This window comes from Nocardia brasiliensis ATCC 700358 (assembly GCF_000250675.2).
Taxonomy (GTDB): domain Bacteria; phylum Actinomycetota; class Actinomycetes; order Mycobacteriales; family Mycobacteriaceae; genus Nocardia; species Nocardia brasiliensis_B.
The window spans coordinates 9,210,442-9,222,565 of the sequence record NC_018681.1 but is presented as its reverse complement, the minus strand read 5'-3'; the positions used below and the strand labels follow the sequence as shown (position 1 = coordinate 9,222,565).

Genomic DNA, 12,124 nt, shown 5'->3' with positions numbered 1-12,124 from the left:
GCGCGGGCCGCGACCATTCGGAGGTGGTGGCGAATCAGGTTGCGGCAGGGATCAGTTGGAGGGTGCGCTCGAGGCGGTTCGCCCACCAGGTGACGCGTTCGGGGTCGCATTGGCGGTACTGCTCGAGTAGGGCGGGGTCGGGTTGGGGGGCGGTGCGGGGGACGGGGAGGTAACCGTCGGTGGGGCGCAGCGAATCACGCACCGTGTCGCCGGCGAGCAGGGACAACGTGCCCAGACCGCAGGCGAAGCCGAGTTCGGGGAGGGCGCCGGCGAGGGCTAGTTGGGCGGCCAGGCCGACGCTGGTTTCCAGTGCCGAGGAGATCACGCAGGGTAGTCCGGCGGCCTCGGCGACCCGCAGCGCGCGCCGGACCCCGCCCAGGGGTGTGCATTTGAGTACCGCGATATCGGCGGCTCCGGCGACCGCGACCCGTAACGGGTCTTCCGCGCGCCGGATCGATTCGTCCGCGGCGATCCGGACGTCGACGTGTTTGCGCACCGCCGCCAGCTCCTCGATCGTCCGGCACGGCTGCTCGACGTACTCCAAACCGCCTGCGGCCCGGTCGATTCGGGTGATGTGCGCGACCGCGGTCGCCACATCCCATACCGCGTTGGCGTCGACCCGGATCGCCCCGGCCGGACCCAGTGCGTCCCGCACCGCCTCGACCCGGGCGAGGTCTTCGCTCAGCGAATCGGGATGGTCCGCGATTTTCACCTTGGCCGTGCCGCAGCCCGATCCCGCGACGATCGCGTGCGCGCGCTCCGCGTCCACCGCGGGCACCGTGCAGTTGATCGGGATCCGGTCGCGGACCGGCTCCGGCCATCCGGCGCTCACCTGCTCTAGCGCCGTCGCCAGCCACCCGGCCGCTTCCCGGTCGTCGTATTCGACGAACGGACAGAACTCTCCCCAGCCGAGCGGTCCGCGAATCAGCATCCCTTCGCGCACCGTGATGCCGCGGAATCGGGTGCGCATCGGTATGGCGTAGACGAAGCTCTCCAGCACTTGATCGCTCATCGCCGCCAGCGTAACCGGCACGGAATACCCTCATCCGGCCTGAGTAGTTTTGCGGTACTCGCCGTCGGTCGTGCCCACGATGCTGAAGGCATGACCTACTACCCGGCCGCTTATCAGTCGGCCCAGCCGCAGCAGCGGACCTGGGACGTGATCCTCACCGTCGTCCTCTATTGCGCCGCCGCGGTGCTCGGCCTGCTCGCCGCCTACTGCACCGTTTTCTTCGCCTTCGCCGCCGACGCGTGCGGACCCGGTCGCAACTGTAAGGACGAATATCTGAGCGCGGCTTTCGCCGTCTCCTGGGGCGGTACCGCCCTGGCTCTTGCCGGCTCCTTCGTCATGATCATCATCGCCGCCGTGCAGCGCTGGCTGATGTGGTACTGGCCGGTCGTCGCTATGGCCCTGATCGTGGCCTCGTTCCTCAGCGGTGTGGCCCTGGCCAACGAGGTCTACGACACGCCGTGACGCACCGGTTACGCCACCAATCCGGCTGCCAGCCCGGCGAATACCACCACCGGCACCGCGACGATCCGCCACGACCACTGCCGCTGCCTGCCCACCACGTACAGCGTCTTGATCGCCCAGATCAGCAGGCAGACGCCCAGCAGCACCCCGCCGAGCACGATCCCGACCAGCTGATCGGGATCGGTCAGCGCACCGGCGAACGGAACCCGCTCTAGCCGAACACACAGCAGAATCGCCACGCCGAGAACAGTTCCCGCCAACACCGCACCACCCGGCGCCGTGGCGAGGTCTTCTCCATCGGGTGCGACAGTCATCACCCCATCCTGCTGCACCACGACCGAACCCTCAACGCGGCCAACCGCGCTCACCCGGCGCGCTGGTGGTCGGGCTCGATCAGGGCGACGACGCGGTGGAGTTCGCGGGAGTAGGGCCGGCCGGTGTATTTGATCGCGAGCCGGTCGATGATCGCCCAGGCGGCGTCGCCGTCGAGCCATTCGACGACCCGGCCGCGCAGGATCACCGGGTGGAAGAGGTTGTCGGCGGGGGTCATCGACAACGCGACGCGGGGGTCGCGGCGTAGGTTGCGGGCCTTGCGCGAGTCCGGGCCGGTGAGGATGACGACGTGGTCGCCCTCGGTGCCGACGTAGACGGGCACGGCGTGGGGCGAACCGTCGGGCAGCAGGGTGGCCAGGTGTGCGTGCGGGGCACTGTCGAGTACCTGGCGGACGGCGGGGTCGATCATCGCTGGACCTCGTAGTGCAGGTGGGTGACGCCGGGGGCGGGGACGGCTTCGATCAGCCGCAGTCGCACGTGATCCGGGAGCGACTGGAAGAACGGCCGACCGCCGCCGAGCAGGATCGGAACCTGGTGCAGGAGCACCTCGTCGACGAGCCCGGCCCGCAACGCCGCGGCCAGCACACCGCCGCCCATCAGTCCGACGTCACCGTCCCCGGCCGCGTCGCGGGCCGCCGCGATCGCGTCTTCGATCCCGGTCGTGACCAGGATCTGCCGCTCGCTGACCGGCATCGGCCGATGGCTGAGCACGACCAGCCGGGCGTTCGGATGCGGACTGCCGCCGTTGAATCGTTCCGAGTCCTCGTAGGTGTTGCGGCCGGCGACGATCGCGCCCACCCGTCCGCCCGCGGCGTCGAAGACCCGGGCGCTCGGCGCGCTCAACTTGAAACCGTCGAACACCGCACTGGGTGTGTCGCCGTCGAAATACCAGTCGAACAGCATCCCGCCGTCGCCGAGTCCGTGCCCGGCTCGGGGGTCGCGCCCGGTGATGTAGCCGTCGACGGATACCGAATGGGCGCTGATGACCTTGCTCATCGCCGCTTCCTTTCTGAGTTCCTTCAGGAGACTCCAGAACGGTAGCAGTCAGAGTTTCTTAAGGGAACCCCAATTGCTAAACTGACTTCATGCAGCGGACGAATTTCGGTGAGATGGCCTGTTCCATCGCGCGCACCCTCGATGTCATCGGCGAGGCGTGGTCGCCGCTGATCCTGCGCGACGTGTTCGTCGGCATGACGCGCTTCGATCAGCTCCAGGCCGATCTCGGTGTCTCCCGCAAGGTGCTCACCGAACGCCTGAACCATCTGGTCGAGCACGGCATACTCGAGCGCAAGCCCTACGACCAGCGCCCGCGTTACGAATACGTACTGACCCAGCAGGGCATCGAACTGTTCGAGGTGCTCATGGTCATGAAGGGCTGGGGCGACAAGTGGCGGGCGGGTGCAGCCGGTCCGCCGGTCCTCTACCGTCATCACGCCTGCGGCGAGATCAGCAATGTGGAGCTCCGCTGCGACCACTGCGGGGAACCCATGCGCGCCACCGACATCGACCTGCTGCCCGGTCCCGGCGCGGCGACCTGAGGGCCGCGCGTTTGGCAGGGCGACGTTGCGGGCAGAAATCAGGGGTGAGTTCGGAATTGCGGGGGTGGGGAACGGATATCGTGCGGGCGGTGCTCGGGTCGGTGTTCGTGATCGGTTTTGCCTGGGTGGTGGCGGCATTCGTGTCGGTCTACGACGTGGTGGCATGGGAAGACGCCGACGGCGGGGCGCGGCGCTACCTGGCGGTCGCGCAGTTCGTCGCGTTCGCCGGGATCGTCGGCGCGGTGCTCTGGGCGGTGCTGCTGATGGTGGGAAAGGTCCGGGCCCGCAGGCCTGTCGGGTGGACCCCCGTGGTGGCGGTGCCGGTGATCATCGGCGCGTGGGTAGCCGGACTGCTGGTCGCGATCGTGCTGGTCGCGGTCTGACAGCGCCCACCCCGCAGGGTGGGCACCGATCCGATCAGAGGCGTTCGAGGATCATCGCGTTGGACAAACCGCCTGCCTCGCACATGGTTTGCAGGCCGTAGCGGGCGCCGCGCTCCTGCATGGCATGCACCAGGGTGGTGGCCAAGCGGGTGCCGGAGGCGCCGAGCGGATGGCCGATGGCGATCGCGCCGCCGTGCACGTTGACCTTGGCGAGGTCGGCGCCGGTCTCCTGCGCCCAGGCCAGCACGACGGGCGAGAAGGCCTCGTTGACCTCGAACAGGTCGATGTCGGAGAGCTGGAGTCCGGCCCGCTGCAACACTTTTCGGGTCGACGGGATGACGGCGGTGAGCATCAGCAGCGGATCGTCGCCGGCCACCGCGAAGCTGTGCAGCCGCGCCAGCGGACGCAGGCCCAACTGCTTCGCGCGCTCGCTGGTCATGATGAGCACCGCGGCACTGCCGTCGCTGACCTGGCTCGCGGACGCCGCGGTGACCTCCCAGCCGATCTGCGGGAAGCGGGCCGACATGGCCTCGTCGTAGAACGCGGGACGCAGCTTGGCGAGGGTATCCAGGGTGCTGCCGACCCGGATGCCCTCGTCGGTGTGCAGGCCGTTCAGCGGGGCGAGTTCACGCGTGAACAGGCCGTTCTTCGTTGCCAGAGCGGCCTTTTCGTGACTGCCGATGGCGAATTCGTCGAGCTGTGTGCGGTTCAGGCCCCATTTGGCGGCGATCAGTTCGGCGCTGATTCCCTGTGGTACCAGCCCTTCCGGGTAGCGCTCGGCGAAGCCGCGGCCCGAGACATCGTCGGAGCCGACGAGGTTGGCGCCCATGGGAACTCGGCCCATCGATTCGACACCGGCGGCGACGACGATGTCGTACGCCCCGGCGAGCACGCCCTGCGCGGCGAAGTGGATCGCCTGCTGACTGCTGCCGCACTGCCGGTCCACCGTGGTGGCGGCGACGGATTCGGGGTAGCCGGCGGCGAGCGCGGCCCGCCGGGTCATGTTCATGCCCTGCTCGCCGACCTGGGTGACGATGCCGCCGATCACGTCATCGATGAGTACCGGGTCGACGCCGCTGCGGCTGACCACCTCGCGCAGGCTGTGCGCGAGCAGGTCCACCGCGTTGACCTCGTGCAACGCGCCGTTCGGCTTGCCCTTGCCGATCGGGGTGCGTACCGCTTCGACGATCACCGCGTCTCTCATGGTGCTTCCTTTCGGACCGAGAGCCCGGCGGCTCTGCCTGGCTCTATCAACACATAGCCAGAGTACACCTGGCAATAGTAAAGGCAAGTCAGCTCGGCTATGATGTCGGTCATGGCAGCAGTGATGGAAGGCCGGTTGGCCGATCTGAGCGCGTGGCAGACGACGGATTGCTCGATCGCCAAGGCGATGGATCTGGTCGGCACCCGCTCGGCCGTCCTGATTCTGCGCGAGGCGTACTACGGCACCACCCGGTTCGACGGCTTCGCGCAGCGCGTCGGCATCACCGACGCGGCCGCGGCGAGCCAGCTCCGCAAACTCACCGCCGCCGGCCTGCTCACCAAGCAGCCCTACCAGGAGCAGGGCAAACGCACCCGGCACGAATACGTGTTGACCGAGATGGGCCGCGGCCTGCTCCCGGCCGTCCTGGCACTGATGCAGTGGGGCGACGCCTATCTGCAGCCGGGCCCGGCCCCGCTGCTACTGGTCGAAGAAGCCACGGGCGCACCCGTGCGCGTACAGGTCCGCAGCGAATCCGGCCGCGAGATCGCGCTCGAAGAACTCGGCGTCCGCGTGAACGACGACTACCTCGCCGCCAAGCGGTCCCCAAACCCCTGAAGCCCCCGCACCCTTTCCGTCTTCCCGCACTCGCTGCGCCACGCCAGAGCGGGTGCGGGACCGCAGAAGTGGTGCGGGAGCGATCATGTGTGCCGCGCTCGCCGGCGCCGTGCGGTCGGAGCCGGGCTGACGACTCGCTGATCCGTCTGCTGCCGCCGCGCCGACCTACGGTTGCGGCGGCACCACCGGACTCAATTCAGCCGGCGCCCGTCGGCGGACGAGAAGAAGTACGTGTGCACCGGGTCGGTGGAGAGCCGGACCCGCGTGCCCTTCGACGGCGGGTTACGCCAATCCGCCCGCGCCACAATGGTTTCCCCGGCGGCGTTGCCCTGCGAGGTGGTGCGGCCGTAGATGTAGGCGTCGGAGCCGAGTTCCTCGACCACGTCGACTTCCATCTCGATACCGCCGCCCGCGCCGTTGAGTTCGAAGTGCTCGGGGCGGATGCCGACCGACACCGAACCCTCGGCCGCGTCCACCACCGAACGGGGCAGCGGCAGTTCGTGGCCGCCGAGCGATACGGTCCCGCCGGACACCGGCAGCGTGAACAGGTTCATCGCGGGCGAGCCCATGAACCCGGCGACGAACACGTTGACCGGATCCTGGTACAGGTCGCGCGGGGTCGCGCACTGTTGCAGCAGACCGTCTTTCAGCACCGCGACGCGATCGCCCATGGTCATCGCCTCGACCTGGTCGTGCGTGACGTACACGGTGGTGGTGCCGAGCCGGCGCTGCAGTTGCGCGATCTGGGTACGGGTCTGCACGCGCAGTTTCGCGTCCAGGTTCGACAGCGGCTCGTCCATCAGGAACACCTGGGGCTGGCGCACGATCGCGCGGCCCATCGCGACGCGCTGGCGCTGACCACCGGACAACGCCTTGGGCTTGCGGTCCAGATACGGCTCCAGGTCGAGCAGCTGCGCCGCCTCGAGCACGCGCTTGTCCTTCTCCGCCTTGGCGACCTTGGCCAGTTTCAGTGCGAAGCCCATGTTCTCGGCGACGGTCATGTGCGGGTAGAGCGCGTAGTTCTGGAACACCATCGCGATATCGCGTTCCTTGGGTTCGGCGTGCGTCACGTCGTTGGCGCCGATCAGGATGCGCCCGTCGCTCACGTCCTCCAAGCCGGCGAGCATGCGCAGCGAGGTCGACTTGCCGCAACCGGAAGGGCCGACGAGGACCAGGAATTCACCGTCTTCGATCTCCAGATTCAACTGGTCGACGGCGGGTTTGGTGGAGCCGGGGTACAGCCGCGTCGCGCGGTCGAAGGTCACTGTGGCCATGCGAAATCACTTCCCATCACCGGCAGGAACGTGCCGGACGATCCGAGTAAGGGTTGACCCGCGATATTACTGGTTCTGCGCGATTCCTGCTCGAAATGCTCGAGTTCGCGCGGAATCGATCGCTGGGTGCTGGTTGGATCGGGCGCTGGGCGCTGGTGGAATCGAGCGCTCGGCGCTGGTGGAATCGAGCGCTCGGCGCTGCCTGTCGATGCGGCCCAACCCTCGGAAGCAGTTGCTCTCCAGTCGTTTGACCAGGGGCGAGCGCTCGAGTTGTGATACTGGCGTGGCACAGCGATGGTGGCGTGAACTACCGCCCGCGGCGGGGTCGTTCGTGATGGCCACGGGCATCGTGTCGATCGGGCTGCACCTGATCGGCTTCGAGGTCGTGTCCTGGGTCCTGCTAGCGCTGGCCGTGCTCGTCTGGCTGCTGCTGGTGTTCGATTTCGCGGAGCGGTTGCTGCGCAATCGCGCTCGCTGGACAGCCGAGGCCGATACCCCGCCCGCGCTCACCGGTGTCGCGGCGACCACGGTGCTCGGCAGCCGGATCGCGCAACTGGGTCTGCCCGCGCTGGCGGCGGTGCTGCTCCTCGGAGCGATGTTGTTGTGGCCGTTGCTGTTACACGGCGTGCTGCGCCATACCCGGCGACGCATGCCGGGTGTCGTTTTCCTGGTGTGCGTCTCGACGCAGGGTCTGGCTGTCTTGGCGAGTACCTTGGCGCTCGCCGGGGCAGGCGGTTGGCTGATCCTCGCCGCGTCGGTGTTCTTCTCGCTCGGGCTGCTGCTCTACGTCGCAGCCCTGGTGCATTTCGATGTCGAACAGGTGTGGACCGGGGCGGGTGATCAATGGATCGCCACCGGAGCGTTGGCCATCTCGGCCCTGGCCGCATCGAAACTCGTTGCGGCCCACCAGCTGTCCGGCGGCATGCACGGGCTGTTGCGCGTCGTCGCGCTGATCGTGCTGGGCCTCAACCTGATCGGCTACGCCGTCCTGATGGTCGCCGAGGTCGTGCGCCCGCGACCCGGCTACGACATCCGGCGCTGGGCCACCGTCTTCCCGCTGGGCATGACCGCCGTCGCGACCCTGTCCACCGGTGCGGCCGTGGGTGTGCCCGCACTGCACCTCCTGGGGGAGTTCTTGCTGGTCGTGGCGGTGGGCGCCTGGGTGCTGACCTTCGCGGTCCTGCTCACCGACCGCAGCACCTTCCAGCCGCATCGCGCCTGAACGCTGCGCCGGTCCGTCGGCCGCGGGTAGCCTCGGTCTGGGGAATTGCCGCCGACGTCGAGGAGGAGCGTTGCCATGAGGGAACGAATCATCGGGGCGCAAGGATGAACCGGCCGGTTCGGATCGCAGTGCAGCTGAAGCCGCAGCACTCCCCGAAGTACGGGCTCATCCGCGACGCGGTGCGCCGCGCCGAGGATGCGGGTGTGGACATCGTCTTCAACTGGGATCACTTCTATCCGCTCACCGGCGATCCCGCGGGCGCGCACTTCGAGTGCTGGACCATGCTCGGCGCGATCGCCGAGCAGACCGAACGGGTGGAGCTCGGCGCACTGGTCACCGGCGGCGGCTACCGCAACCCGGATCTGCTCGCCGACATGGCGCGCACGGTGGACCACATCAGCGACGGCCGGCTCATCCTCGGCATCGGCGCGGGCTGGTTCCAGAAGGACTATGACCAGTACGGCTACGACTTCGGCACGGCGGGCAGCAGGCTCGCGCTGCTGAAGGAGAACATGGCCCGGCTCACCGCCCGGCTGCGTGCGCTGAACCCGGCGCCGACCCGCGAGATCCCGATCCTCATCGGCGGCGGTGGCGAACGTAAGACGCTGCGCCTGGTCGCCGAGTACGCGCACATGTGGCACAGCTTCTCCGGTCTGGACGAACTCGCGCACAAGAACAAGGTGCTCGCCGAGCATTGCGGCGCCGTCGGCACCGACGACGCGCGGATCGAGCGTTCCGTGCAGTGGCCGGGGCGCGCGCAGGCGCCCGCCTTCGTCGCGGCGGGTGTGTCTACTTTCACTATCGGCGTCGACGGGCCGGACTACGACCTCAGTGAGGCCGAACGCGCGATCCGCTGGCGCGACGAGGTGAACCCGGAACAGGTCAGCGGGCTCGCCTGAGCCGGTTCTGCCCGGTCGGAGCCCGATTGCCGGTTCGGGACGGTCGTAGCGCGGCGGAATTCGGATCACGCTGAGCCGTATCCGTGCGGTCCTGGTCCGACTTGTCCCGTTCCGGGTGCCCCTGGGGTAGCTGCGGGTTAGCAACCCGCGCGCCGCTAGGGTTGTCCATCATGGCTGGTCTGCCCGCTGTGCGGTCTCGTGCGTTGATCGCCGTGATATTGCTTGCCGTCGGTCTCGCGGCCACGGCGTGTGGTTCCGGCTCCGATGGTGCTTCCTCGGAGCGCAACCTGTGTTCCCCGCCCGGGGTGAGCGCGGCCTCGGCCGCGCCGACCAACCTGGCGTCGGCGCAGACCGCGGGCGCGGACAAATACACCACCGCGACCACCGCGCCGGTCTCCGCGATCGACGTCTCGAAGCTCGGCTTGATCACGCCGGGCAAGCTCAGCGTCGGCACGCTCTCCGACGCGCCGCCGAGCATCTGCGTCGACGGCGCGGGCGCCTTCACCGGATTCGACAACGAGCTGTTGCGCGCGATCGGCGCGAAACTCGGTCTGCAGGTGGAGTTCTCGGGCACCGATTTCGCCGGGCTGCTGGCGCAGGTGGCGGGCGGGCGCTTCGACGTCGGCTCGTCGAACATCACCACCACCGATGCGCGCAGGCAGCTGGTCGGCTTCACCAATGGCTACGACTTCGGCTACTTCTCGCTGGTCGCGCCGGCCGACAGTGCGATCAAAGGGTTCTCGGACCTGAACCGCGGCACCCGGATCGCGGTCGTGCAGGGCACGGTGCAGGACGAGTTCGTGGTCAACACACTGCATTTGGATCCGGTGAAGTTCCCCGACTACAACACCGCCTACGCGAACCTGAAGTCCGGCCAGGTCGACGCCTGGGTCGCGCCGTCGGCGCAGGCGGCGGGCGCGATCAAGCCCGGCGACGGAACGACGGTGTCGCAGAACACCTTCAGCTTGGACAACTTCGTCGGCTACGCGGTGGCCAAGAACAACCGGCCGCTGATCGACGCGCTCAACAGCGGCCTCGACGCGGTGATCGCCGACGGCACCTACGCCAAGCTCTACCAGGACTGGGTGCCGCGCGAACTGCCGCCGGGCTGGCAGCCGGGCTCCAAGGCCGCGCCGCTGCCGCAGCTGCCCGACTTCGCCGCCCTCGCCGCCCAGCAGAAGCCGGACGACACCGCGCAGAGCGCGCCGAAATCCACACTGCAACAACTGAAGGACACGTTCTTCGATTGGTCGTTGTACCGCAAGGCTTTTCCAGACCTGTTCAAGACCGGTCTGCCGAATACGCTGATCCTGGCGGTGGTTTCGGGCGTGCTCGGCACCGTGCTCGGCATGTTGCTCGCGGTGGCGGGCATCTCCCGGACGCGATGGCTGCGCTGGCCCGCCCGGGTGTACACCGATATTTTCCGCGGCCTGCCCGCCGTAGTGATCATCCTGTTGATCGGCCTGGGCATCGGGCCGGTGGCGCGCAACGTGACCGGGAACAATCCGTATTGGCTCGGCGCCGTCGCACTGGCCCTGCTGGCCTCGGCCTATATCGGTGAGATCTTCCGCTCCGGTATCCAGTCCGTCGAGGCCGGCCAGTTGGAGGCGGCCCGCGCCATCGGGTTCGGCTACCGGCAGGCGATGACGCTGGTGGTGATCCCGCAGGGCGTGCGGCGGGTGCTGCCCGCGCTGATGAACCAGTTCATCGCGCTGATCAAGGACTCGTCGCTGATCTACTTCCTCGGCCTGCTCGCCACCCAGCGTGAGCTGTTCGCGGTCGGCCGGGACCTGAACGCGCAGACCGGAAACCTCTCCCCGCTGGTCGCCGCGGGCCTGGTCTACCTGCTGCTCACCATCCCGCTCACCCACCTGGTGAACTACATCGACCGCCGGATGCGCACCGGCGGGCCGGACCGGCCGATCGACCCGGTCGAGACCGCCACGATCACGGAAGGGCGCGGGTAGACCCATGAGTGCTTCCCTCACCGGTACCGGACTGCATCTCACGCTCGGGCACAACCACGTGCTGCGCGGGATCGATATCCACGTCGACGCGGGCAAGACCACCACGGTCATCGGCCCGTCCGGCTCGGGCAAATCGACGCTGCTGCGCGTGCTGAACCGGCTGCACGAGCCCGACCGGGGCGACGTGCTGCTGGACGGCGCGTCGGTGCTCACCGAGGACCCGGACAAGCTGCGCCAGCGCATCGGCATGGTGTTCCAGCACTTCAACCTGTTTCCGCACAAGAGCGTGGCCGACAATGTGGCGCTCGGCCCGCGCAAGCTGCGCGGGCTGTCCAAGGAAGCGGCTCGCGCGCTCGCGGTGGAACAGCTCGAGATCGTCGGGTTGTCCGACAAGGTCGACACGCGGCCGGCGAACCTGTCCGGCGGGCAGCAGCAGCGCGTCGCGATCGCCCGCGCGCTGGCGATGAAGCCGGAGGTGATGTTCTTCGACGAGGCCACCTCGGCGCTGGACCCCGAGCTGGTCAAGGGTGTGCTCGCGCTGATGGCCGACCTGGCCTCGGGGGGCATGTCGATGATCGTGGTGACCCACGAAATGGGCTTCGCCCGAACGGTTTCCGACAGCGTGGTGTTCATGGACGAAGGTCGGGTGGTGGAGACCGGGACGCCCGACGCGCTGTTCGACAACGCGCAGACGCCACGCTTACAGCGTTTTCTGTCGCAGGTGCTCTAACGTCTCCGATGCCGTGGCGTCCGCGTTCCTGCAGCGCGTCGGACGCCACGGTTCGGGGCGGGGCCGGCGCACCCTCAGCAACCTTCATTGATGCGCACATGTTAATGTGTTGACGATCACAAGTTCCATCTGTCCATGCTGGGAAAGAGGGAAAACTGATGACGACAGCGCATATGCAGCACACCGAGCACGAGCACGCGCACGGCCCCGGTTGCGGGCACACCGCGGTCGAGCACGGCGACCATGTCGACTACGCGCACGACGGTCACCTGCATCGCGAACACGACGGCCACTACGACGAGTGCGAGCCGTCGGGCCACACCGAGCACGCCGACCACACCCACGAACACGGCGAAGGCTGCGGCCACGAGTCCGTCCAGCACGGCGACCACGTCGACTACCTGCACGACGGCCACCGCCACGCCGCCCACAACGGCCACTACGACGAACACTGAGTTCGCCCGTCCGTGAACCGGCCGAGCCCG

General features: G+C 68.2%; 15 protein-coding genes. 9 read left to right on the top strand and 6 right to left on the bottom strand.

The features are described from left to right. Positions 1-34 precede the first annotated feature (34 nt). The gene (locus tag O3I_RS41335; protein WP_014989037.1) at positions 35-1,012 is read right to left on the bottom strand and encodes an o-succinylbenzoate synthase; all 978 of its coding nucleotides are present in this window, start codon (positions 1,010-1,012) and stop codon (positions 35-37) included. Positions 1,013-1,102: 90 nt separating this feature from the next. Between O3I_RS41335 and O3I_RS41330 the strand changes: the two genes are divergently transcribed. Beyond that, entirely contained in the window at positions 1,103-1,474 is a 372-nt protein-coding gene (locus O3I_RS41330; protein WP_014989036.1) for a hypothetical protein, read from the top strand. Positions 1,475-1,482: 8 nt separating this feature from the next. Here O3I_RS41330 and O3I_RS41325 read toward each other — a convergent pair whose 3' ends face one another. Genes O3I_RS41325 through O3I_RS41315 form a run of 3 tightly spaced genes read right to left on the bottom strand, consistent with a single transcriptional unit; the run spans position 1,483 to position 2,803 of the window. After that, a complete protein-coding gene (locus O3I_RS41325) occupies positions 1,483-1,788 on the bottom strand; it encodes a hypothetical protein (protein ID WP_014989035.1) in 306 nt (101 codons plus the stop codon). Between the two features lie 50 nt (positions 1,789-1,838). Further along, complete coding sequence (locus O3I_RS41320; RefSeq protein WP_014989034.1) at positions 1,839-2,216, bottom strand: TIGR03618 family F420-dependent PPOX class oxidoreductase; 378 nt, start codon at positions 2,214-2,216, stop codon at positions 1,839-1,841. Continuing rightward, positions 2,213-2,803, bottom strand: a complete 591-nt coding sequence (locus O3I_RS41315; RefSeq protein WP_014989033.1) for a dihydrofolate reductase family protein — start codon at positions 2,801-2,803, stop codon at positions 2,213-2,215. The genes O3I_RS41320 and O3I_RS41315 overlap by 4 nt, the downstream gene beginning before the upstream one ends. 89 nt (positions 2,804-2,892) lie before the next feature. On the opposite strand from O3I_RS41315, the gene O3I_RS41310 reads away from it, so the two are divergent. Continuing rightward, the gene (locus O3I_RS41310; RefSeq protein WP_014989032.1) at positions 2,893-3,345 is read left to right on the top strand and encodes a winged helix-turn-helix transcriptional regulator; all 453 of its coding nucleotides are present in this window, start codon (positions 2,893-2,895) and stop codon (positions 3,343-3,345) included. Between the two features lie 44 nt (positions 3,346-3,389). Beyond that, positions 3,390-3,728, top strand: a complete 339-nt coding sequence (locus O3I_RS41305) for a hypothetical protein (RefSeq protein WP_014989031.1) — start codon at positions 3,390-3,392, stop codon at positions 3,726-3,728. Positions 3,729-3,762: 34 nt separating this feature from the next. Here O3I_RS41305 and O3I_RS41300 read toward each other — a convergent pair whose 3' ends face one another. Beyond that, the gene (locus O3I_RS41300) at positions 3,763-4,932 is read right to left on the bottom strand and encodes a thiolase family protein (RefSeq protein WP_014989030.1); all 1,170 of its coding nucleotides are present in this window, start codon (positions 4,930-4,932) and stop codon (positions 3,763-3,765) included. 99 nt (positions 4,933-5,031) lie between these two features. Here O3I_RS41300 and O3I_RS41295 point away from each other — a divergent pair, with 99 nt between their 5' ends. Beyond that, a complete protein-coding gene (locus O3I_RS41295) occupies positions 5,032-5,547 on the top strand; it encodes a winged helix-turn-helix transcriptional regulator (protein ID WP_014989029.1) in 516 nt (171 codons plus the stop codon). A gap of 191 nt (positions 5,548-5,738) precedes the next feature. On the opposite strand, the gene O3I_RS41290 is transcribed toward O3I_RS41295, so the two are convergent. Then, positions 5,739-6,821 carry an ABC transporter ATP-binding protein gene (locus O3I_RS41290; protein ID WP_014989028.1) on the bottom strand — a complete coding sequence of 361 codons (1,083 nt, stop codon included), beginning with the start codon at positions 6,819-6,821 and terminating at the stop codon, positions 5,739-5,741. 283 nt (positions 6,822-7,104) lie between these two features. Here O3I_RS41290 and O3I_RS41285 point away from each other — a divergent pair, with 283 nt between their 5' ends. From O3I_RS41285 to O3I_RS44385, 5 genes are all read left to right on the top strand, one after another. Continuing rightward, positions 7,105-8,043, top strand: a complete 939-nt coding sequence (locus tag O3I_RS41285; RefSeq protein ID WP_202804912.1) for a tellurite resistance/C4-dicarboxylate transporter family protein — start codon at positions 7,105-7,107, stop codon at positions 8,041-8,043. 104 nt (positions 8,044-8,147) lie between these two features. Then, complete coding sequence (locus O3I_RS41280) at positions 8,148-8,942, top strand: LLM class F420-dependent oxidoreductase (RefSeq protein ID WP_014989026.1); 795 nt, start codon at positions 8,148-8,150, stop codon at positions 8,940-8,942. A gap of 170 nt (positions 8,943-9,112) precedes the next feature. After that, complete coding sequence (locus O3I_RS41275) at positions 9,113-10,909, top strand: ABC transporter substrate-binding protein/permease (protein WP_041563198.1); 1,797 nt, start codon at positions 9,113-9,115, stop codon at positions 10,907-10,909. 4 nt (positions 10,910-10,913) lie between these two features. Continuing rightward, positions 10,914-11,639 (top strand): amino acid ABC transporter ATP-binding protein, encoded by a 726-nt coding sequence (locus O3I_RS41270; RefSeq protein WP_014989024.1) that lies wholly within the window; start codon positions 10,914-10,916, stop codon positions 11,637-11,639. Between the two features lie 158 nt (positions 11,640-11,797). Further along, entirely contained in the window at positions 11,798-12,094 is a 297-nt protein-coding gene (locus O3I_RS44385) for a hypothetical protein (RefSeq protein ID WP_081594256.1), read from the top strand. Positions 12,095-12,124: the final 30 nt, after the last annotated feature.

Excerpts from the sequence above, each read along its gene's own strand:
- O3I_RS41335 (WP_014989037.1), bottom strand. The coding sequence starts at position 1,012 with ATGAGCGATCAAGTGCTGGAGAGCTTCGTCTACGCCATACCGATGCGC.
- O3I_RS41330 (WP_014989036.1), top strand. The coding sequence starts at position 1,103 with ATGACCTACTACCCGGCCGCTTATCAGTCGGCCCAGCCGCAGCAGCGG.
- O3I_RS41325 (WP_014989035.1), bottom strand. The coding sequence starts at position 1,788 with ATGACTGTCGCACCCGATGGAGAAGACCTCGCCACGGCGCCGGGTGGT.
- O3I_RS41320 (WP_014989034.1), bottom strand. The coding sequence starts at position 2,216 with ATGATCGACCCCGCCGTCCGCCAGGTACTCGACAGTGCCCCGCACGCA.
- O3I_RS41315 (WP_014989033.1), bottom strand. The coding sequence starts at position 2,803 with ATGAGCAAGGTCATCAGCGCCCATTCGGTATCCGTCGACGGCTACATC.
- O3I_RS41310 (WP_014989032.1), top strand. The coding sequence starts at position 2,893 with ATGCAGCGGACGAATTTCGGTGAGATGGCCTGTTCCATCGCGCGCACC.
- O3I_RS41300 (WP_014989030.1), bottom strand. The coding sequence starts at position 4,932 with ATGAGAGACGCGGTGATCGTCGAAGCGGTACGCACCCCGATCGGCAAG.
- O3I_RS41295 (WP_014989029.1), top strand. The coding sequence starts at position 5,032 with ATGATGTCGGTCATGGCAGCAGTGATGGAAGGCCGGTTGGCCGATCTG.
- O3I_RS41290 (WP_014989028.1), bottom strand. The coding sequence starts at position 6,821 with ATGGCCACAGTGACCTTCGACCGCGCGACGCGGCTGTACCCCGGCTCC.
- O3I_RS41280 (WP_014989026.1), top strand. The coding sequence starts at position 8,148 with ATGAACCGGCCGGTTCGGATCGCAGTGCAGCTGAAGCCGCAGCACTCC.
- O3I_RS41275 (WP_041563198.1), top strand. The coding sequence starts at position 9,113 with ATGGCTGGTCTGCCCGCTGTGCGGTCTCGTGCGTTGATCGCCGTGATA.
- O3I_RS41270 (WP_014989024.1), top strand. The coding sequence starts at position 10,914 with ATGAGTGCTTCCCTCACCGGTACCGGACTGCATCTCACGCTCGGGCAC.
- O3I_RS44385 (WP_081594256.1), top strand. The coding sequence starts at position 11,798 with ATGACGACAGCGCATATGCAGCACACCGAGCACGAGCACGCGCACGGC.